Origin of the sequence: Coprococcus sp. OM06-34AC (assembly GCF_003462545.1) — a bacterium.
Taxonomy (GTDB): domain Bacteria; phylum Bacillota; class Clostridia; order Lachnospirales; family Lachnospiraceae; genus Coprococcus; species Coprococcus aceti.
This window is the reverse complement of the sequence record NZ_QTZF01000001.1, coordinates 629,739-648,636: the sequence shown is the minus strand read 5'-3', so window position 1 is coordinate 648,636 and position 18,898 is coordinate 629,739. Positions and strand designations below refer to the sequence as shown.

Annotated in this window: 22 protein-coding genes; 20 read left to right on the top strand and 2 right to left on the bottom strand. The window is 43.5% G+C overall.

What is annotated here, in order from left to right:
* Nucleotides 1–127 precede the first annotated feature (127 nt).
* The 17 genes from purF to DXB91_RS02790 all read left to right on the top strand — a co-directional run bounded on the left by purF (nt 128) and on the right by DXB91_RS02790 (nt 14,725).
* A complete protein-coding gene (purF, locus tag DXB91_RS02875) occupies nt 128–1,603 on the top strand; it encodes an amidophosphoribosyltransferase (protein ID WP_118016769.1) in 1,476 nt (491 codons plus the stop codon).
* A gap of 325 nt (nt 1,604–1,928) precedes the next feature.
* On the top strand, nt 1,929–3,383 hold the full coding sequence (purB, locus tag DXB91_RS02865; protein ID WP_015533264.1) for an adenylosuccinate lyase: 1,455 nt from the start codon (nt 1,929–1,931) through the stop codon (nt 3,381–3,383).
* Nucleotides 3,384–3,717: 334 nt separating this feature from the next.
* Nucleotides 3,718–4,209: a hypothetical protein gene (locus DXB91_RS02860; RefSeq protein ID WP_118016767.1), complete on the top strand. Its 492-nt coding sequence runs from the start codon at nt 3,718–3,720 to the stop codon at nt 4,207–4,209.
* A 108-nt stretch (nt 4,210–4,317) separates the two neighbouring features.
* The gene (locus tag DXB91_RS02855; RefSeq protein WP_015533263.1) at nt 4,318–4,578 is read left to right on the top strand and encodes a DUF4160 domain-containing protein; all 261 of its coding nucleotides are present in this window, start codon (nt 4,318–4,320) and stop codon (nt 4,576–4,578) included.
* 33 nt (nt 4,579–4,611) lie between these two features.
* The gene (locus tag DXB91_RS02850) at nt 4,612–4,887 is read left to right on the top strand and encodes a DUF2442 domain-containing protein (protein WP_022059619.1); all 276 of its coding nucleotides are present in this window, start codon (nt 4,612–4,614) and stop codon (nt 4,885–4,887) included.
* Between the two features lie 202 nt (nt 4,888–5,089).
* Nucleotides 5,090–5,365, top strand: a complete 276-nt coding sequence (locus DXB91_RS02845; protein ID WP_004849642.1) for a YhdT family protein — start codon at nt 5,090–5,092, stop codon at nt 5,363–5,365.
* Complete coding sequence (panF, locus tag DXB91_RS02840) at nt 5,355–6,842, top strand: sodium/pantothenate symporter (protein WP_118016766.1); 1,488 nt, start codon at nt 5,355–5,357, stop codon at nt 6,840–6,842. The genes DXB91_RS02845 and panF overlap by 11 nt, the downstream gene beginning before the upstream one ends.
* A 53-nt stretch (nt 6,843–6,895) precedes the next feature.
* Nucleotides 6,896–7,342 (top strand): PaaI family thioesterase, encoded by a 447-nt coding sequence (locus tag DXB91_RS02835; RefSeq protein ID WP_118016765.1) that lies wholly within the window; start codon nt 6,896–6,898, stop codon nt 7,340–7,342.
* A gap of 19 nt (nt 7,343–7,361) precedes the next feature.
* Nucleotides 7,362–8,036, top strand: a complete 675-nt coding sequence (sfsA, locus tag DXB91_RS02830; RefSeq protein WP_118016764.1) for a DNA/RNA nuclease SfsA — start codon at nt 7,362–7,364, stop codon at nt 8,034–8,036.
* 211 nt (nt 8,037–8,247) lie between these two features.
* Nucleotides 8,248–8,853, top strand: coding sequence for a helix-turn-helix domain-containing protein (locus DXB91_RS02825; protein WP_055143865.1), 606 nt, complete (start codon nt 8,248–8,250; stop codon nt 8,851–8,853).
* 15 nt (nt 8,854–8,868) lie between these two features.
* On the top strand, nt 8,869–9,237 hold the full coding sequence (locus DXB91_RS02820; RefSeq protein ID WP_118016763.1) for an ACT domain-containing protein: 369 nt from the start codon (nt 8,869–8,871) through the stop codon (nt 9,235–9,237).
* A 337-nt stretch (nt 9,238–9,574) separates the two neighbouring features.
* Complete coding sequence (locus DXB91_RS14355) at nt 9,575–9,958, top strand: hypothetical protein (protein WP_243003498.1); 384 nt, start codon at nt 9,575–9,577, stop codon at nt 9,956–9,958.
* 35 nt (nt 9,959–9,993) lie between these two features.
* Nucleotides 9,994–10,929, top strand: coding sequence for a DUF4268 domain-containing protein (locus DXB91_RS02810; protein WP_055143869.1), 936 nt, complete (start codon nt 9,994–9,996; stop codon nt 10,927–10,929).
* A 25-nt stretch (nt 10,930–10,954) separates the two neighbouring features.
* On the top strand, nt 10,955–12,034 hold the full coding sequence (locus DXB91_RS02805) for a PDDEXK nuclease domain-containing protein (RefSeq protein WP_055143871.1): 1,080 nt from the start codon (nt 10,955–10,957) through the stop codon (nt 12,032–12,034).
* A 25-nt stretch (nt 12,035–12,059) separates the two neighbouring features.
* A complete protein-coding gene (locus tag DXB91_RS02800; protein WP_243003497.1) occupies nt 12,060–12,896 on the top strand; it encodes a DUF3658 domain-containing protein in 837 nt (278 codons plus the stop codon).
* A 104-nt stretch (nt 12,897–13,000) separates the two neighbouring features.
* A complete protein-coding gene (locus DXB91_RS02795) occupies nt 13,001–13,231 on the top strand; it encodes a hypothetical protein (protein WP_147343967.1) in 231 nt (76 codons plus the stop codon).
* Nucleotides 13,232–13,348: 117 nt separating this feature from the next.
* A complete protein-coding gene (locus tag DXB91_RS02790) occupies nt 13,349–14,725 on the top strand; it encodes a sodium-dependent transporter (protein ID WP_118016759.1) in 1,377 nt (458 codons plus the stop codon).
* 130 nt (nt 14,726–14,855) lie between these two features.
* Here DXB91_RS02790 and DXB91_RS02785 read toward each other — a convergent pair whose 3' ends face one another.
* Both DXB91_RS02785 and DXB91_RS02780 read right to left on the bottom strand, forming a co-directional pair.
* Complete coding sequence (locus DXB91_RS02785; RefSeq protein WP_158564576.1) at nt 14,856–16,403, bottom strand: M56 family metallopeptidase; 1,548 nt, start codon at nt 16,401–16,403, stop codon at nt 14,856–14,858.
* Nucleotides 16,404–16,413: 10 nt separating this feature from the next.
* Nucleotides 16,414–16,773 carry a BlaI/MecI/CopY family transcriptional regulator gene (locus DXB91_RS02780; protein WP_015533249.1) on the bottom strand — a complete coding sequence of 120 codons (360 nt, stop codon included), beginning with the start codon at nt 16,771–16,773 and terminating at the stop codon, nt 16,414–16,416.
* A gap of 217 nt (nt 16,774–16,990) precedes the next feature.
* Here DXB91_RS02780 and DXB91_RS14830 point away from each other — a divergent pair, with 217 nt between their 5' ends.
* From DXB91_RS14830 to DXB91_RS02770, 3 genes are all read left to right on the top strand, one after another.
* The gene (locus DXB91_RS14830) at nt 16,991–17,116 is read left to right on the top strand and encodes a hypothetical protein (RefSeq protein WP_015533248.1); all 126 of its coding nucleotides are present in this window, start codon (nt 16,991–16,993) and stop codon (nt 17,114–17,116) included.
* 37 nt (nt 17,117–17,153) lie between these two features.
* Nucleotides 17,154–17,579, top strand: coding sequence for a ketopantoate reductase family protein (locus DXB91_RS02775; RefSeq protein WP_330410573.1), 426 nt, complete (start codon nt 17,154–17,156; stop codon nt 17,577–17,579).
* Nucleotides 17,580–17,697: 118 nt separating this feature from the next.
* Nucleotides 17,698–18,897 carry a cation:proton antiporter gene (locus tag DXB91_RS02770; protein WP_118016757.1) on the top strand — a complete coding sequence of 400 codons (1,200 nt, stop codon included), beginning with the start codon at nt 17,698–17,700 and terminating at the stop codon, nt 18,895–18,897.
* The last annotated feature ends 1 nt before the right edge of the window (nt 18,898 follow it).

Here is an 18,898-nt window from a genome sequence, read left to right as displayed (position 1 = left end):
TCTGTTGACATGTTGTGGCAAAACAGATAAAGTTTTATGTGGCGAAAGATATGACTGTCACCAGACATACGATGAGAATTATGTGGCCGTGACAGTTACAATAATATAACATGAGAGGCATATATTTATGAACGAATGTTTAAGATCCCATTATTATGACGAGGACGAGATGCACGAGGAGTGCGGAGTCTTCGGTATCTATGATTTCGATGGAAATGATGTGGCGAACACGATCTATTATGGTCTGTTTGCATTGCAGCACCGTGGGCAGGAGAGCTGCGGTATAGCGGTGTCAGACACTGCCGGTCCTAAGGGCAAGGTCAGCTCCTTAAAGGGCATGGGCCTTGTGAATGAGGTGTACACACCTGATTCACTGAGCAAGCTAAAGGGAAATATCGGTGTGGGTCATGTGAGATATTCAACAGCCGGTGCCAGCACTATAGAGAATGCACAGCCACTGGTTCTCAATTATGTAAAGGGAACTCTGGGACTTGCACACAACGGCAATCTGGTAAATGCTCCTGAGCTTAGACGTGAGCTGGAACTCACAGGCGCTATATTCCAGACTACAATTGATTCTGAGGTAATAGCTTACCATATAGCCAGGGAGAGAGTTAAGTGTGGTTCCGTTGAGGAGGCTGTCACTAGAGCTCTCAAGAAAGTAAGGGGATCATATTCACTTGTCATCATGAGTCCTAGAAAGCTTATCGGAGCCAGAGATCCATTTGGTTTCAGACCGCTTTGTATAGGAAAGCGTGATAACGCATACATACTGGCATCTGAGAGCTGTGCGCTCGATACAATAGGTGCCGAATTTGTCAGGGATGTGGAGCCTGGAGAGGTTGTAACCATATCACCTGAGTACGGAATCCAGTCGTACAAGAACATGTGCCAGGAGCAGCATGCAAGATGTATATTTGAGTATATATATTTTGCGAGACTTGATTCAGTCATAGATGGAATGTCTGTGTACGATTCGCGTATCACAGCCGGAAGATGCCTTGCAAAGGACAGCCCGGTTGACGCTGATGTGGTAGTTGGCGTTCCTGAATCGGGAAATGCAGCGGCCATGGGCTATTCACTTGAATCGGGTATTCCATATGGAACGGCATTTGTCAAGAATGGATACGTGGGAAGAACATTCATAAAGCCACAGCAGAGCCAGAGAGAGTCCAGTGTGCGTGTCAAGCTGAACGTCCTTAAGGAGGCTGTAAATGGCAAGCGTGTCATAATGATAGATGACTCTATAGTTCGTGGAACCACGAGTGACAGAATAGTTGGCATGCTCAGGGAGGCAGGAGCGACTGAGGTCCATGTAAGGATCAGTTCACCTCCATTCCTGTATCCATGCTACTTTGGAACTGATATTCCGGACAGAGAGCAGCTCATAGCATACAACAGGTCTGTAGATGATATATGCAAGATCATAGGTGCCGATTCTCTAGCGTACCTGAAGATGGAGAGGCTTCCGGAGATCTCAGGCGGAAGACAGTACTGCCACGGATGCTTCAGCGGCCAATATCCTATGAAACCGCCTACAGAGGACATCAGAGGCGACCACGAAGACTTCAAGAGAGGATCGGAGTCTCATATTATATCATGAGGAGGGGCCCGCGTAAGCGGGAGGAGTCCTGGTGATAGCGCACGAAAGTGCGCACTTGTCGGAAGATAAGACATGAGGAGGGGCCCGCGTAAGCGGGAGGAGTCCTGGTGATAGCGCACGAAAGTGCGCACTTGTCGCAAGACAAAAATTGTGAAAATTCGGAATCATATCAGCGGAAAAAGCGGATATTGATTCCGAATTTCTGGTTTATGCAAAAAAAGCATGGAAATAATCTGAAACCCATGTATAATAGTTGTGTGATAAGATATAAAAGCATTTGTCAGCTGGCAGATGCGGGAGACTACAGGAAGAAAGAGGTAAAGACATGAGTAAGGACAAGTACGAAAGCCCACTGTGTGAAAGATACGCTAGTAAGGAAATGCAGTATATTTTCTCACCTGATATGAAGTTTAAGACATGGAGAAAGCTGTGGATAGCTCTTGCTGAGACAGAGAAGGAGCTTGGTCTTAAGGACGAGAACGGCAATCCAAGAATCACAGATGAGCAGATCGAGGAGCTCAAGGCTCACGCTGATGACATCAACTATGATGTTGCCAGAGAGAGAGAAAAGCTGGTTCGTCACGACGTAATGAGCCACGTATATGCATACGGTGTTCAGTGCCCTAAGGCAGCAGGAATAATCCACCTTGGAGCAACAAGCTGCTATGTAGGCGATAACACAGACGTTATCGTTATGACAGAGGCATTAAAGCTTGTCAGAAAGAAACTCATCAATGTTATAAATGAGCTGGCAAAGTTCGCAGATCAGTACAAGGATCTCCCAACTCTTGCATTTACACATTTCCAGCCTGCACAGCCAACGACAGTCGGCAAGCGTGCAACACTCTGGATGCAGGAGCTGCTCCTTGACCTCTCTGATATAGAGTACATGATCAGCCAGCAGAAGCTTCTCGGATCAAAGGGAACAACTGGAACACAGGCAAGTTTCCTTGAGCTCTTCGGAGGAGATCACGAGACAGTGAGAAAGATAGATGGAAAGATCGCTGAGAAGATGGGATTTGCTGAGTGCTATCCTGTATCAGGCCAGACATATTCAAGAAAGGTCGACTCAAGAGTTCTTAATGTGCTCTCAGGCATCGCACAGAGTGCACACAAGTTCTCAAATGATATCAGACTTCTCCAGCACTTAAAGCAGATAGAGGAGCCATTTGAGAAGAACCAGATTGGTTCATCAGCTATGGCATACAAGAGAAACCCAATGAGAAGTGAGAGAATCGCATCACTTGCCAATTATGTAATGTGTGACGCGCTCAATCCTGCTATCACAGCCGCAACACAGTGGTTTGAGAGAACACTTGATGACTCAGCAAATAAGCGTATCTCAGTTCCAGAGGCATTCCTTGCAGTTGATGGAATCCTTGATCTGTACCTGAATGTTGTAGATGGCCTTGTGGTATATGACAAGGTTATCTACCAGTGCTTCATGAAGGAGATTCCATTCATGGCAACAGAGAATATCATGATGGATGCTGTTAAGCGTGGCGGCAACCGTCAGGAGCTTCATGAGAAGATCAGAGAGTACTCAATGCTTGCAGGCGAGCAGGTCAAGAAGTACGGAAGAGAGAATGACCTCGTTGACCGTATCGCAGCAGACCCTGACTTTGGTATGACAAAGGAGGAGATCGTATCTATCCTTGAGCCAAAGAACTTCGTAGGTCGTGCTCCTGAGCAGACAAGAGAGTTCCTTGCAGAGGTCATTCAGCCTATCCTCGATGAGAACAAGGATATCCTCGGTGTTACTGCGGAGATCAATGTATAAAGATCTGAATTAAAATGTATATAGAGTAAATAAGACGCTGGCGCATTTGCAGTGTTGATATGTCTGTTCTGTCATGGACATATCAACAAGCTTATGTGCCGGCGCTTTTTATATATTGAATGGGTGTCATTTTGCGGCGGAATGCGGATTACATGGACTGACAGACAGCTCAATTCTACGCATAAAAATTCTTGTCGTAATTTCATTAGATTTGCATTTGCTAAGGTACGAATAGGTACATTCTAAGGTTTACATTTGGAAATAGATGTGTTAGTATGGTTAGCGAAAACTAACCTAAAAATTAATACAAAAGAGTGTTAAGGGGGCTAAAGAGATGTTGGTGACAATAGTTGCGGCGGTAATTGTTATGGTGGCCTATTTCCTTCTTCTGTACGGAATGGTCGCATTTGTACAGGATAAGAGATTTATGGGCACAGCACCGAAGGAGAATCTGGCGGTGATTCCTGACAGAAAAGAGAGATTTCGCGGAGCTCATGCGGTTGGATGGTGTATAGAAGTAGTTGCACTTCTGCTGTTTATAGGAGCTATCGTGCTTAGCGTGTGGGATGGCGTACGGCATGATTTCGGCTACTGGAAGTTCTTCGCGCGATTCATAGTGATAATGTATGTGATGGAGATCTATGATATAGGTTTCTTTGACTGGGTGCTGCTCTGTCATTCAAACTTCTTCCCGCGTTATTATCCGGAGGTCAAGGGAGTTGTGGGACCTCATATGTTCGGATACAATATGAAGATGCATGTTATGCACTTTATTATATATATTCCTATCTGCGCTGTGGTCGCCGGGGTGTGTATGCTGTTTTAGAAAAGACTAAATCTACTTAGGTTATCTTTTGATATAGTCATGATAGTTATTGAACAGCCTTGGAATGATATAGTATAATATTATCAATAATAATTGGAGGTTGATAGTATGCCAGAAATATCACTGTTTTATGGAATCAGAATAACTATGTATTATGATGATCATAATCCGCCACATTTTCATGCAGAATATAACGGAAATAAAGCTATAATAGATATAAATGAAGCACGGGTTATAAAAGGTGCATTGCCTTCAAGGCAGTTAAAGCTCATACTTGCATGGTGCGTAATTCATCAAGATGAGTTAATGCAGAATTGGGAATTATCGAAGGATGGTTTGCCATTAAACAGAATAAATCCATTGATTTAAAAGTTATGTATTATACAGAGAGGGGGAATTGGCATGATATATGATATAGTACAGGTAGTTCCATTTGAAGATTATACAGTATATGTGTATTTTGAGGATGGCAAAATTGTATGTTATGATGCAAAACCACTACTGGATAAGAAAGTGTTTGAACCGCTTAGAGACAAAGATTTCTTTTTGAATTCATGTACAATTTTGAATGGAACTTTGGCATGGGATGTGACAGGAACGAGGGATACATCAAAATGTCTGGATATTGATCCGGATACGTTATATGAATTGGAAAATGTTAAAGAGAAAATAGCGTAACATAAATCGGTATACAGTAAACTATAAATAGCTGGTGTATGGACGAAACGTCTGTGCGCCAGTTTTTTTGTGCAGACAATAATACAGAGTTTGTATATGCACAGGATTTGGGTGGCTGTCGGGGCAACTATGAAAAAACTGATCAGCGTGATATAATGAGCATTGTTCGATGTATTTATGAAATATAAGGGGATATATTATTATGATGAAACTGACAAAGGAAGAACAGCACAGGCAGTGTATAAAAGAGATCAAAGCGACGTTGCTTGTGGTATTTATATGTTTTTTATGGCATGTGCTAACCGCGTTCCTGCTAAATGGCACCGGGTGGACGGTGTTCCATATGCCGGCGTGGTTTGTGGTCTCGGTGCTTGGAACAGTGGTGCTTGCGGTAATCGGTGTATTCTGGCTGCTTAAGTTTGTGTTTGTAGATTTCCAATATGAAGAGGATGAGAGTGAGGGTGAAAATGAACAGTAATCAGATATTGATCTTATCGGTTTTTCTCGGATATCTGTTATTCAATATTGTGGTGAGCTTTGTCTACAGCAGAAGGGCGGAGAAAAGTCTGCACACAACGTCCGAGAAGAAGTATTTCATAGGCGGAAGAAATATGAACGGAATCGTCCTAGCCATGACGATCATGGCGACATACACTTCCGCAAGTTCATTTATATCAGGGCCGGGTGCAGCGGGTCTTACATATGGATATGCACAGGCGTGGATAGCTGCTATCCAGGTCCCGGTCACATTTCTGGTGCTCGGTGTGCTTGGAAATAAGCTGGCGATAGTGTCCAGACGAACGGGCGCTGTGACAGTGGTGGGCTACTTCAAGGCGAGATACAAGAGCGATGCGCTGGTGGTCATCACGAGCCTTGGACTTATAGTTTTCTTCATAGCACAGATGATAAGCCAGTTTACGGGAGGGGCCACACTTATAGCATCCATAACGGGAATGGATCATGTGAGTTCACTTTTGATATTTGGCACAGTCGTGATATTGTACACAGCTATTGGCGGATTCAGTGCGGTTGTCATAACTGACACGATTCAGGGAATAGTAATGTGTATCGGAACATTCCTGTTTATATTCTTTGTCTTAAGGAGCGGGGGCGGTCTTGCCGCGATAGATGCCGGTCTTCAGACAAATCTGCCGGAGGTGTACGATGACATTTTCTCGAAATACACGCCAGGAGGACTGCTCAGCTATTGGGTGCTTGTGGGATTTGGAACGCTGGGACTTCCCCAGACTGCTGTGCGCGCCATGGGATTTAAGGATACGAAGAGCATGCACAGAGCGATGTGGATCGGAGTTCTCACATGCAGCTTTGTAATCGTGGGAATGCATCTTGCAGGAACATGGGCTGGCGCACTTGTCGATACGGACAATCTTCCAACTTCGGATTATTTTATACCGTATATAGTACAGAAGATCATGCCGCCTGGAATAGCAGCGATATTCCTCGCAGCGCCGATGGCAGCAGTCATGTCGACAGCGGATTCGCTCCTCATACTTGCCGCAGCAGCTATAGTGAAGGATCTGTGGAAGAATTACGTGGTGGGTGATGATCCGGTGAAAAATGAGAAATACGACAAGAATGTCAAGCTGGTGAGCACGATACTTACGATGTTGCTCGGCGTGGTGGTGATGGTTCTCACGATCAATCCGCCAGATATAATTTTCATGCTCAACATGTTTGCATTTGGCGGACTTGAATGCACATTCTTTTGGCCTCTTGTGGGAGGTCTGTTCTGGAAGAAGGGAACTAAGCAGGCGGCGGTGTGCAGCAGCGTAGGTGCGATCGCGACATATATATTTGCAACGTATTTTATCAAGATCGCTGGGATAAATGCGGTCGTGTGGGGACTGATGGTAGGTGCGGTGCTGTACTTTGGAATTGGGTTTATAACGGGAAGAAAAGGACTTGATCCGGATATTCTGGACAAGTGCTTTTGATATGTGCGCAGGATGTATGAACTTGAAAATAGAGTTGAAAGGTAAAATGAAGCATGAATGAGATAAACGACAACAAAAAAGCTATGTCCGAGGATGTGAAACGGGCACTGATAAGGTTTAACAAGGACAACATCTATGTTCAGAACCTGAAGATAGAGCTGGTCGATATGAGCCTTGGATATGTGAAGGGCAAGATGATGGTCACAGAGGATGTCCTTAATCCATATGGTTCTGTGCATGGTGGATGTCTGTACTCACTTGCGGATATAGTGAGCGGGATCGCAGCATGTACCTACGGAAAGTTTTCTTCAACTATAGATGGAACCATGACATATATAGCTCCAGCTATGAACACGGAGTATCTCATCTGTGAGGGAATCGAGATCCGCCAGGGCAAGAAGGTGTCACTGTACGAGGCAAATATTTACGATGACAAGGGACAGCTTGTAGACAAGGCAAGGTTCTCATTCTACATGATGAACCGTTCTGTTGTGGAATAGATGGGAGATGTAAGGCAAGGTGAAATATACAAATGTTATCTCAGGCAAGTTCGTAGACAGACCAAACAGGTTCACAGCCCATGTGGAGATAGACGGAGTTACAGAGACCGTGCACGTAAAGAACACGGGGAGGCTTAGCAGTTTGCTGATACCGGGGAACACGGTCAGCCTTGAGAAGTCTGCAAATCCAAAACGCAAGACGAAATACGATCTCATAGCGGTGGAGGATCCAAAGCTTGGCTGGGTGAACGTGGACAGTCAGGTGCCGAATAAGGTGGTTTTGGAATGGCTTAAAACTAAGGATTATGACTTTATAAAGCCGGAGTATGTATACGGGGATTCAAGGATTGATTTCTATATGGAAAAGGATGGCACAAAGTATCTCATGGAGGTCAAGGGCTGTACGCAGGAGATCGGTGGTATAGGATATTTCCCGGATGCACCCACCGACAGGGGAGTCAGGCATTTGCGGGAGCTGATGAAGGCGGTCTCCGAGGGATATAAATGCTATGTGGCATTTGTCATTCCGATGACAGGGATAACTGAGGTCAGGCCAAATGCGGAAATGCACAGGGAGTTCGCGGAGACTTTCTATGGGGCGAAGGCTGCCGGCGTGGAGGTGTTAAATCTCACGTGCCGGGTTACACGGGATGAGCTGGAGATAGTGGAGCGTTGGATTCCAGATCGTGGATGAGAATAATGAGGAATATATAATGGTTTGCAGGCTGTCGTAGATGGTAAGTGATTTAGAAGATATAAGTAGCTTTGGTAAGAAATAGGTGATAACAGATAAATAGATTAGTCTACGAAGCGTAGAACCCGCATAGATTCACCATATTCTACGCCTCGTGGGTGTGATTTGCAATAAAAAGGGGAGATAGTTGAGCCAGAAAGGAGGAAAACATATGGACCAGATTAAAATTGGACGATTCATCGCTGATGAGAGAAAGAGAAAGGGATATACTCAAAAACAGCTTTCTGAAAAACTTGGAATCAGCGATAAAACAATTTCAAAATGGGAACGAGGAAATGGTTTTCCGGAAGTTTCATTACTGTTGCCGTTATGTGATGAATTAGAGATAACAGTGAATGAATTACTATCTGGCGAAAGAGTATCTGAAGAGGATTATCGAAAGAAAGCGGAGGTTAATATGGTGAATTTAGTTAGAGAGGCACAGGAAAGCAAAAAGAAAATTATTTTGTCTGCAATGGTCGCGACACTTACGATAGTTGCGGCATTTCCATTGTTTTTATTGTCAGGAATTCTGGAGATGGAGAATTGGCTGAGGGTTCTGCTTATCGCAATAGGGTTAGTAGTGGTATGTGGCGGAATAGTGATTGCGTGTATTCTTGATAGAGAGGCAGGAGCATTTGAATGCCCTGATTGCAACACAAGGTTTGTTCCGGATATGAAGTCATATGTAATGGGAGCACATACATTAACAAAGCGTAAATTAGTTTGTCCTCATTGTGGTGCACATAGATATTGCAAAAAGGTGCTTACAAAATAGATTTAAGGAGAGGTCATGGAGATAAAAAAGATTGATGAAGAATTTTCAGTGTGTCAGGTGGAAGCTTATACATATGCGAATCTCGATTCTGATTATTGTTTTCTAGGAAAAACTGATGAGGAAAAGTCTCTGGTATGCCCGGTGAGTGAAGTGCCGGCAAATGTTATAAAGCGTGATGACGGCTGGATGGCCTTCCGCATTCAGGGCGTATTGGACTTTTCTTTGATCGGGATTCTGGCAAAAATCGCATCTGTTCTGGCGGATAACGGAATTTCGATATTTGCAGTATCCACATACAATACGGATTATGTTATGGTGAAGAAGGAGAATTTTCAAGATGCACTTGAAGTTCTGGCGGCAGCAGGGTATGACATCGTGGATTGAGAGTTGATAAACCGAAACTTAAAACCGGGATGAGAATTATGGAGAAATGTAAATGGATTATGCCTTATTACAAAAAATATACAATATCAAGTCATTTGTAGGATATACAGATGAGGAGATAAAAGGGCTGAGAGCGGGATTTGAGAGCATCCCACATACGCTATATGAGATATGGAAGAAATGTGGTAAAACAAGCGAGCTGTTTGATCATAGCAATGATCCCTGGGTTACTCTTGATTTTCAGCGCAGGTATAAATGGACAAGGAAGACAAAAGGATATTTTTATATCTTGAATGAGAATCAAGGTGTATATCAGGTCGCGATCAGAAGGGCTGATATGGCTGAGGATGATCCACCTGTGTATGTCGTGGAAACGGATGACGATGGCACGGTCAACGAGATCGGCCAGGCTGAAAATAGTTTGTCTGCATTTATGATGGGAATGTTGATATATGAGGCGGCAATATCCTGTTTTGAGTTTTGCGCAGAGGATATTATCTGGTATGATGATGGTGATGTTGAAAAGATAGATGGGATATTAAATAAATATCCGTATCATGTTTATAACTGGTATTCTGACAGAATTGATCTATACACGAAAACTGATGAAGAAATCTTGTTTGTTATGCAGGGAGATTCTCCGAATGGTACATATTCAGCACGGACAGAAACGGCATATCATGAGATTGACAGATTAATAGGCGGTATTGGGGAAAGATAAAGTAATTATACTGATGTGAAGGATGGGATAAAGAAATGGCAACTATAAAAATGGGAAAATTGGTCGAGGTTGATATCAGAAAGTTATGGGGACATGAACAGTATGATTTTTCAAATTGGCTTGCGGATAAAGAGAACCTTGAATTACTAAACGAGACAATAGGATTAACGCTAAGTGAAGTTGAAAAAGAAGTTTATGTAGGTGCATATAGATGTGACTTGGTAGGGAAAGATGAGGTTACAGGAGAAAAAGTAATCATTGAAAATCAGCTTGAAGCATCAAATCACGATCATCTTGGCAAAATTATTACATATGCTTCCGGGTTGGATGCAAATGTTATTGTATGGATTGTTAAGGAGGCTCGTGAGGAGCATAGAAGTGCTATAGAGTGGCTTAATAATAATACTGCCACGAATATCAATTTTTTCCTGATTGAGGTGCATGCATATCAAATTGGAGATTCACTTTATGCACCAAAGTTTGAAGTGGTTGAAAAACCAAATGGATTTATAAAGAATGCCAAAACTCAATCTGGATCAGGTGAATATAATAGATCACAATCAGAAAGGCTGGAATTCTGGAATAGATTTAACGAAATAGTTGCGGAAAGAGGAAAGCCATTCAATGTCAGAAAAGCATCCACGGATCATTGGTATGATATAGCTATAGGGGTAAGTGGGTGTCATGTTGCATTAAATCTTGTAAATAAGGACAGTTGTGTTGTGATTGAGTTGTATATAAATGATGATAAAGAATTGTTCGATCATTTAGAATTGTCGAGAACAGAGATAGAGTCTAAGTTAGGATTAAAGTTAGATTGGCAAAGACTGGATGACAAAAAAGCCTCACGTATCATGTACAGGTTACCTGGATTAAATTTCGACGACCATTCAAATTATGATTATTTAATGAATGAAATGATAGACAAAGCAGTGTTGTTTGTTAAGGTATTCAAGAGATACATAAAATAAGCACAAAGATTAAGGAGCGTGGATTATGAGTAAGAATGAAATTGCTACCATAGATCATGTATTCCTGGAAAGCGTTTCTGATGTATTGTTACAAGCAAGGAAGAATGCTAAAACGGCAGTTAATCTCACTATGGTATATGCCTATTATGAAATTGGCAGAATAATCGTAGAGGAAGAACAGCGCGGAGAACGGAGAGCAGCATATGGACAGCAACTCTTGAAGGGATTATCTGATTATTTAACACAGAATTTTGGAAAAGGATTTTCTGTTGGAAATTTAAAAAATATTCGTCAATTTTATAAGGTTTATTCTGCGGATCAAATTGGCGAAACAGTGTTTAGCCAATTCAAGGATCTTCCATCGATTAACACGGGAAGAAAATTTTATCTTAGTTGGTCACATTACTTGAAATTGATGCGAATAGAAGATGTTGATGAGAGGCATTTTTATGAAATTGAAGCTGTAAAGAATGACTGGAGCTTGCGTGAATTAGAGAGACAGTTCGATAGTGCTCTGTATCACAGAATTTTACTTAGTACTGATAAAGATAAGATTCAGAGACTATCTGTGGAGGGACAGATAATAGAGAAATCTTCTGATTTGGTTAAAGATCCTTATGTTTTAGAATTTTTGGGGCTGGAGGATAAAAGTGAGTATTCAGAGAATGAACTGGAAACGAGGTTGATCAATAATCTGCAGTCATTTCTTCTAGAGTTGGGCACCGGATATACTTTTGTAGCCAGACAGAAAAGATTTACTTTTAATGAAGAACATTTCAGGGTAGATTTAGTGTTTTATAATAGAATGTTACGATGCTTTGTTCTTTTTGATTTAAAGATAGGTTCGCTGAAACACCAAGATTTAGGACAGATGCAGATGTATGTGAATTACTATGATCGTTATGAAAAGCAGGAGGATGAAAATCCTACTATAGGAGTTCTACTTTGCCAAGACAAGGACGATTCTATGGTGGAATTGACTCTTCCAAAGGATTCAAATATATTTGCGTCGAAGTATCAGCTTTATTTACCAGATAAAAAGCTACTACAGGATAAACTGGGCGAATGGGTAAAAGAATGTGATGCAGATAAATGCACAAAATAGAAACGAGATTCAAAAGGAGCAGATTATGTTAGAGATACTATTTGGAGAAAGTTCGGCAGGCTCCATGAAAGCGGCAAAATGCGAGAATGTGGAATATAAGAATGGACAGCCACTGTGGATACAGGGTTCTTCTGACGAGGTGATCTGCCTTGGTTTCATGCTGGACATGGGCTACATCGGCGAGGTAGTTGACAGTCAGTACCGCAAGGATTTTATCTACTCAATGTATGCTAAGAACCAGTGGGAGCAGGACGAGGAATATGACAATGAACTTAAGAAACTTGGTGATGTGTATGCTGGGGAACTGGTAAGGCTTATAAGATTTCTTGAGGGTGGTGAGCCGGTAAGAATATGGTACAGTGACGCTCCATATTCAAGGTGTGGATTTTATCATGTATGCAGCATCCTGAAGAACTATCCAAATGAAGTGACTGTTGTCACGCAGCCAGAGCATGTTGTGAAGAAAAACGTCATAGTGTCGTATCATAGCTGGAACGAGGTGGCGGCGGAGGAATTCGCTGGGTTCCTCGGAAATGAGAGGAAACTCACATCAGATGAGATAAGAATGTATGCGGAGATGTGGGGCGAGCTTGTCCTTGAAAATGCACCGCTCAGGGCTGTGGTAAACGGAACTGTGCTCAGTGTGTCAGAGGATTTCTACGATTTTATTATTTGGAACAGGCTGACTGAAAAGCCTGTTAAGGAGTGCAGGCTGATCGGAGATATTCTAGGACAGGTTCCGATTGGAATCGGCGACTGGTGGTATGCGGCGAGGATAGAACATTTCATCAGGCAGGGCAAGATAAAGGTTGTGGAGGATTCGGAGAATAAGTATGCACGTTTGATAAAAGGGTATTTGTAGAATGGAGACTGAGAATAGCGTGGATAAAGAAAAATCCAATAAAAATGTATCCGTTTGCTCTGTGCAAAAAAGCAGAAAAGCATCCTGGAAAACAAGGACAATTTATGATCGGGGTAAAGAAGGTTGCTGAATCGGAAGTAGCTGTGCTGATGGATATGCTGGGGGATCTCCCTATGACACATATTTTTCAGGAAGATGGTTTATATCTTGATGGAGTAGTACAGGGGATAAGGGCCTTTGGAGATAACCCCAAGGCGGTCTCAAAGGAAGTATTTTATCGCGATGCGGCAAAAATAAATGGAGTGTTGAGGGCGAGATGTCAGCAGTTTGGATGATGTTCAAATATATAGTGGCTTTTCCTCTCGGGTCATGTTAGAATCACATGTATATGCAAATAAATGTGGAAGGAAAGATTACGGGGATTAGTTCCAGGTAAAATATGGTGAAGGTATATGGAAGATATGAAGAATGGTAAGCGAAGTTCATTTTCGGGCAAGCTGGGGTACGTGCTGGCGGCGGCAGGTGCATCTGTGGGCCTTGGAAATATATGGAGATTCCCTTATCTTGCGGCAAAGTACGGAGGAGGAATTTTCCTCATTATATACATCGTGCTTGCACTTACATTTGGTTATACTATGATAGTTGCGGAGACGGCGATCGGACGAATGACGAGAAAGAGTCCGGTTGGGGCATTCAAATCATTTGGAAAGAAGAAATGGCTGTCGTTTGGCGGCTGGATAAATGCCGTTATACCTGTGCTTATAGTGCCGTACTATTCGGTTATCGGCGGCTGGGTTATCAAATATCTGGTGGAGTATTTCAGAGGAAATGCAAAGCTGCTGGCTGAGGATGGATATTTCACCGATTTCATATCGAATGGTGTGTCAACGGAGCTGTGTTTTGTGGCATTCTGCGCATTTACACTTATCATTATATTTGCCGGTGTGCAGAACGGAATAGAGAGGGTATCCAAGATCATGATGCCTATACTGATCGTTTTGTCTGTCATCATTGCGGTATATTCCGTGACAAGACCGGGCGCACTTGCGGGGGTAAAATACTTCCTTGTGCCAAATGTGAAGAACTTCTCGTGGATGACAGTGGTTTCTGCCATGGGGCAGATGTTCTACTCGCTTTCCATTGCCATGGGAATACTCATAACATTTGGCTCTTATATGAAGAAGGATACGGCGATAGAGGATTCGACCAGAAATGTAGAGATATTTGACACTGGTATAGCGATCATGGCGGGACTTATGATAATCCCGGCGGTATTTGCATTCTCTGGGGGAGATCCGGATACCCTTCAGGCCGGACCATCACTGATGTTTATCACTATTCCAAAAGTATTCCAGAACATGGGATTTGGAACTGTCATAGGAATCGTGTTCTTCCTGCTCGTACTATTTGCTGCTATCACAAGCTCCATAGCACTTACTGAGAGTGCAGTGTCAACATTTGAGGATGAGCTTGGATGGGGAAGAAAGAAGGCAACGGTGCTTGTGGGAGTTATCATGCTTGTGCTTGGAAGTCTGTCATCCCTGGGATATGGCCCGCTGGCAGGAATCAAGATTATAGGCATGCAGTTCCTTGACCTGTTCGACTTCCTCACCAATTCGGTGATGATGCCTATAGCGGCACTTCTCACAAGCCTGCTTGTGTCAAGGGTAGTTGGAATAGATAAGATAGAGGATGAGATAATTCACGGCGAGAGTGCCTTTAGGAGAAAGAAGGTATTTGTAGTCATGATCAAGTATCTCTGCCCTGTATTTGCCATCATCATCCTGCTCAGCTCTGTTGCAAATGCACTTGGCTGGATAAAGATGTAGACATGTATATAGATAATAAAGCCGCCCTGTCTGATACGTTATATGTATTAGACAGGGTGGTTTGTTATGTTCAGTATTTCTAGTTCTTTGTTGCGATGGCATTCAGATCTGGACTGACACTCTTGGTAGTTTAATTGGCGGTAGCTTGGAACTCGCTGACCTCATCCTGGCAGTCCGTCATAGTGCGCTCAATGGACTTAAGTGATTCATTTGTCTGAGCCACGGATTCGCTGACCTCATCCTGGCAGTCTGTCATAGTGCGTTCGATGGACTTAAGCGATTCTTTTGTCTGAGCTATGTCAGCTGGATTGTAGCTGACCATCTCGTCATCTTGTCCGTCTATGGATTTGGAGTATTTGGCTCCGTTCTTGATATCCTCCAGAATGCCCTCGTACATGGCGATCGTCTCATTTACTTTATCCTGTGTCCACACATATTTTTTGCCACCGGATATATATGAACTACCGATGATACTTTTGAGCTCGACTTTTTCGTTCTCAAGCCATGCCTTATACTCGTCGTATGTCCACCACTCAATATCAGGAGTTGGGAACTTTTCTTCAAACTCGGCGTCGGTCATGGCTTCAAATGTCTTTCCATTATCAAAGCTGTAATATGTCTTGCCGTCATCCGGATTTATATAGGACATTATTGTCTCCGTATCAACCGTGTCTGAAAAAGTGGTATTGGTAGTATCTGTAGCTTCGGTGACCGTACTGGATTCATCGCCCTTGGCCGATGTTGCAAATACTGTCACTGTTCCGGTGACTAAGACCATCGCTACAGCGAATGATATGATAGTCGTCTTTTTTGTTTTCATAATTGCTGTTATCCTTTCTTCGATTGCGTTTCTGCTAAAGTGGTTGCAGAGTGGCATAAAACCGCCCTTTGTCTCCTCCATACTGATCAGAGCCTTTGCGTAGGACGCCCTGCTTGTGCCTCCGAAATGGTGAATCACAGCCTCGTCGCAGGATAGCTCTATGTCTCTGTTGGCGAGAAAGTACATAATCCATACCAGAGGGTTAAACCAGTGTATGCAGAACGTGGTGATCAGCAGAAACTTGGTAACTGTGTCAAATCTTCTAATATGTATAAATTCATGTTCCAACACGTAACACAGGGTATCTTCGTTTTCCCAGTCAGTTTTCTTGGGCATAAGAATCACTGGATGCCACACGCCAAATGTAAGCGGTGCCGAGATCAGATCTGACTGTCGTATGGACAGCTTGCGTTTTAAATTGTGAGTCTCCAGCCATCTGCGTGCAAATGCATTTTCAACTGGTAATGATGTCTGAAATTCCCTGTAGCATCTGATATATGCCGAGATAAAAAATACCGCGCAGAGAACAAGTCCTGCCACCCAGATGATATCCCACGCTGAAATCGTGAGAGAAGGAATCTGAGATTGAGGTGCCTGGGTGGAGACAGGCCCTTGCGTATTGATCGGCATGAATCTGACAGCCGGTGTTTCATTTATGTCAGAGACTGTTTTCTTTCCCAGCAGAGAATAGATGCTAAACTTAGATGGACATGAAAATGGTATTAGCAGCCTGATGATCGTGATTCCCCACAGTATCAGGAATGTCTTTTTAGGCAATCGGTTAATTGCCAGAGCGCGAATGACTGTGATCACCATGATCATGACAGCCCCGGCAACGCTCATTTGCAGTAAGCTCATATTCATCACCTCACTCCAAATCGTTGACGATCTGTTTTAGCTTTGCGATCTCCTCAGGAGAAAGCTTCTTTCTGCCGAGAAGAGCGGCAAATAGTTTGTCGGCAGATCCGTCGTAGACCTTATTGATAAGTTCAGTTGTCTCGGCCTCCTGTACCTCCTCCTTTGGTATTATGGCGTGGCACATGAAATTAGGCTCAGAGCGTTCAATTGCTCCTTTTTTGATGCACCTCTTGATCAACGTATATGTGGTGTTCATGTTCCAGCCAATTTCTTCTTTCAGGACATCGGAGATATGTTTGGCAGTTGTGTCGCCCTCGTCCCAGAGGACTCCCATCACCTTAAGTTCTGAATCAAAAAGTTTTATATCCATATGTGTTCTCCTTTGCAAACTACTGCAGTAGTATTATGCCTTTATAATACTTTTCAGCTAATAAAATGTCAATACTACTGGAGTAGTTTGAATTAAAATTAATATTTGCAGCATGGTGTGACTGATTCTGGCAGGTGATAAGATTTTGAAAGTTGACAGGATTTCTGTCCGGTTTTTATAATAATGTTTATGAGTACATGAAAGAAGGATTTTACATATGGATATAAAGAAAGTTGCTATCTTAGGAGCCGGAGCTGTAGGCTCTTATATGATATGGGGACTCTCAGAAAGAGATGACATAGAGCTTGGAGTTATAGCCGAAGGCGAGCGTCAGGCTGTTTGATGGAACAGGACTTCACTACACGATATCGAATCATATCATGGTTGATCTGTGGAGCAAATTCAGACTCAACGTGTGCAACAATCTGCCACAGGCTATCCTTGGTGCGGGAGTGGGCTGTTACAGGGACAGTGAACACATGAGGATCATAAGCGATGCACTCAAGTCTGAACTTGAGGCGGTGGCTACGGCGAAGGGGATAGACCTTTCACTTGCCGAAGGGCCATCGGTGCACGGAAGTGCGGTTCCACCTTCAGCGAGATATTCGACACTTCAGGATCTTGATTCTGGAAGGCATACAGAGATAGATATGTTCTCGGGTGCACTAGTAAGAATGGGAAGAGAGCTTGGAATACCGATGCCTTACAATGAATTTGCGTATCATATGATAAAGGCGTTGGAGGAGAAAAATGACGGGCTGTTTGACTACGAGGGCAGGGAGAATGAGAGAACCTGTGCAAGGTGATATGCTTCGACGGCTGTATTGATGGTATGTTAGTATTGATACTGACTGGTGTAAGCTTTTTTTTCATAATAAGAAAATGCTTTGATACATTTGCTAAATTAAGGAGGTATTGTCTATCATGTTGACATCACTTGCACTCATTTTCATAGTCGGACTGGCGATGGGCGCCATCTGTCAGAGGCTTAAGCTGCCGCGCATCATAGGAATGCTGGCGACGGGAATCGTTCTTGGCCCGTATGTGCTGGATTTACTTGATCCGTCCATATTGTCCATATCTGCGGATCTCAGAAAGATAGCGCTTATCATCATACTCATCAAAGCGGGACTGTCCCTTGACCTTAAGGATCTGAAGAAGTCGGGACGCTCGGCTGTGCTGCTCTCATTTGTCCCGGCATCATTCGAGATCATCGGATATATACTGTGCGCACCTGTTATACTTGGAATAAACCGCACAGAGGCAGCTGTCATGGGCGCGGTGTTAGGCGCGGTATCACCGGCGGTCGTTGTTCCGAGAATGGTGAATCTCATAGAGAAAAAGTACGGAACTGACAAGGCGATTCCGCAGATGATACTTGCGGGGGCGTCCTGCGATGATATATTTGTCATAGTGCTTTTTACCACATTTCTCAGCATGGCGCAGGGCGGAAGTGCTCATGTCATGGATTTCGTGAATATACCAATATCCATCGTGCTTGGAGTACTGCTTGGCGTGGACGTTGGATATGGACTTTATCTGTTCTTTGAGACTTCCTATGCAAGGAAACACTGCGTGAGAAACAGCATGAAGGTCATCATCGTGCTGGGATTTTCGTTCCTGCTTATAGCGATAGAGGGATGGCTTGAGGGAAAGGTGTCGGTGTCGGGACTCCTTGCGGTGGTGGCTATGGCATGTGTCCTGAAACTCAAATGTCCAGAGTCGGTGTCGGGAAGACTCTCACAGAAATTTGGAAAGCTGTGGCTTGCGGCGGAGGTCATATTGTTCGTGCTTGTGGGTGCGGCTGTGGATATCAGATACACCCTGGCAGCAGGACTTCCGGCGCTCCTTATGATATTTGTCGCACTGGCATTTAGAATGGTTGGTGTTCTGATCTGCGTGGCACATACATCACTTACATGGAAGGAAAGGCTGTTCTGTGTCATCGCGTATCTTCCGAAGGCTACAGTTCAGGCAGCCATCGGATCAGTTCCGCTTGCGGCAGGGCTGGCATGTGGTAATATAGTATTGTCGGTTGCTGTGCTGGCGATCGTGGTGACTGCGCCGCTTGGAGCGATAGGAATAGACGGAACATACAAGCATTTGCTTAGTGAGGATGAATAAG

Excerpts from the sequence above, each read along its gene's own strand:
- DXB91_RS14355 (WP_243003498.1), top strand. The coding sequence starts at position 9,575 with ATGGCTGAGGATGATCCACCTGTGTATGTCGTGGAAACGGATGACGAT.
- DXB91_RS02835 (WP_118016765.1), top strand. The coding sequence starts at position 6,896 with ATGAATGAGATAAACGACAACAAAAAAGCTATGTCCGAGGATGTGAAA.
- DXB91_RS02810 (WP_055143869.1), top strand. The coding sequence starts at position 9,994 with ATGGCAACTATAAAAATGGGAAAATTGGTCGAGGTTGATATCAGAAAG.
- panF (WP_118016766.1), top strand. The coding sequence starts at position 5,355 with ATGAACAGTAATCAGATATTGATCTTATCGGTTTTTCTCGGATATCTG.
- DXB91_RS02860 (WP_118016767.1), top strand. The coding sequence starts at position 3,718 with ATGTTGGTGACAATAGTTGCGGCGGTAATTGTTATGGTGGCCTATTTC.
- DXB91_RS02850 (WP_022059619.1), top strand. The coding sequence starts at position 4,612 with ATGATATATGATATAGTACAGGTAGTTCCATTTGAAGATTATACAGTA.
- DXB91_RS02845 (WP_004849642.1), top strand. The coding sequence starts at position 5,090 with ATGATGAAACTGACAAAGGAAGAACAGCACAGGCAGTGTATAAAAGAG.
- DXB91_RS02775 (WP_330410573.1), top strand. The coding sequence starts at position 17,154 with ATGGTTGATCTGTGGAGCAAATTCAGACTCAACGTGTGCAACAATCTG.
- DXB91_RS02795 (WP_147343967.1), top strand. The coding sequence starts at position 13,001 with ATGATCGGGGTAAAGAAGGTTGCTGAATCGGAAGTAGCTGTGCTGATG.
- DXB91_RS02790 (WP_118016759.1), top strand. The coding sequence starts at position 13,349 with ATGGAAGATATGAAGAATGGTAAGCGAAGTTCATTTTCGGGCAAGCTG.
- DXB91_RS02820 (WP_118016763.1), top strand. The coding sequence starts at position 8,869 with ATGGAGATAAAAAAGATTGATGAAGAATTTTCAGTGTGTCAGGTGGAA.
- DXB91_RS02855 (WP_015533263.1), top strand. The coding sequence starts at position 4,318 with ATGCCAGAAATATCACTGTTTTATGGAATCAGAATAACTATGTATTAT.
- purB (WP_015533264.1), top strand. The coding sequence starts at position 1,929 with ATGAGTAAGGACAAGTACGAAAGCCCACTGTGTGAAAGATACGCTAGT.
- DXB91_RS02805 (WP_055143871.1), top strand. The coding sequence starts at position 10,955 with ATGAGTAAGAATGAAATTGCTACCATAGATCATGTATTCCTGGAAAGC.
- DXB91_RS02785 (WP_158564576.1), bottom strand. The coding sequence starts at position 16,403 with ATGAGCTTACTGCAAATGAGCGTTGCCGGGGCTGTCATGATCATGGTG.
- DXB91_RS02825 (WP_055143865.1), top strand. The coding sequence starts at position 8,248 with ATGGACCAGATTAAAATTGGACGATTCATCGCTGATGAGAGAAAGAGA.
- purF (WP_118016769.1), top strand. The coding sequence starts at position 128 with ATGAACGAATGTTTAAGATCCCATTATTATGACGAGGACGAGATGCAC.
- DXB91_RS02800 (WP_243003497.1), top strand. The coding sequence starts at position 12,060 with ATGTTAGAGATACTATTTGGAGAAAGTTCGGCAGGCTCCATGAAAGCG.
- DXB91_RS02780 (WP_015533249.1), bottom strand. The coding sequence starts at position 16,773 with ATGGATATAAAACTTTTTGATTCAGAACTTAAGGTGATGGGAGTCCTC.
- DXB91_RS02770 (WP_118016757.1), top strand. The coding sequence starts at position 17,698 with ATGTTGACATCACTTGCACTCATTTTCATAGTCGGACTGGCGATGGGC.
- DXB91_RS14830 (WP_015533248.1), top strand. The coding sequence starts at position 16,991 with ATGGATATAAAGAAAGTTGCTATCTTAGGAGCCGGAGCTGTAGGCTCT.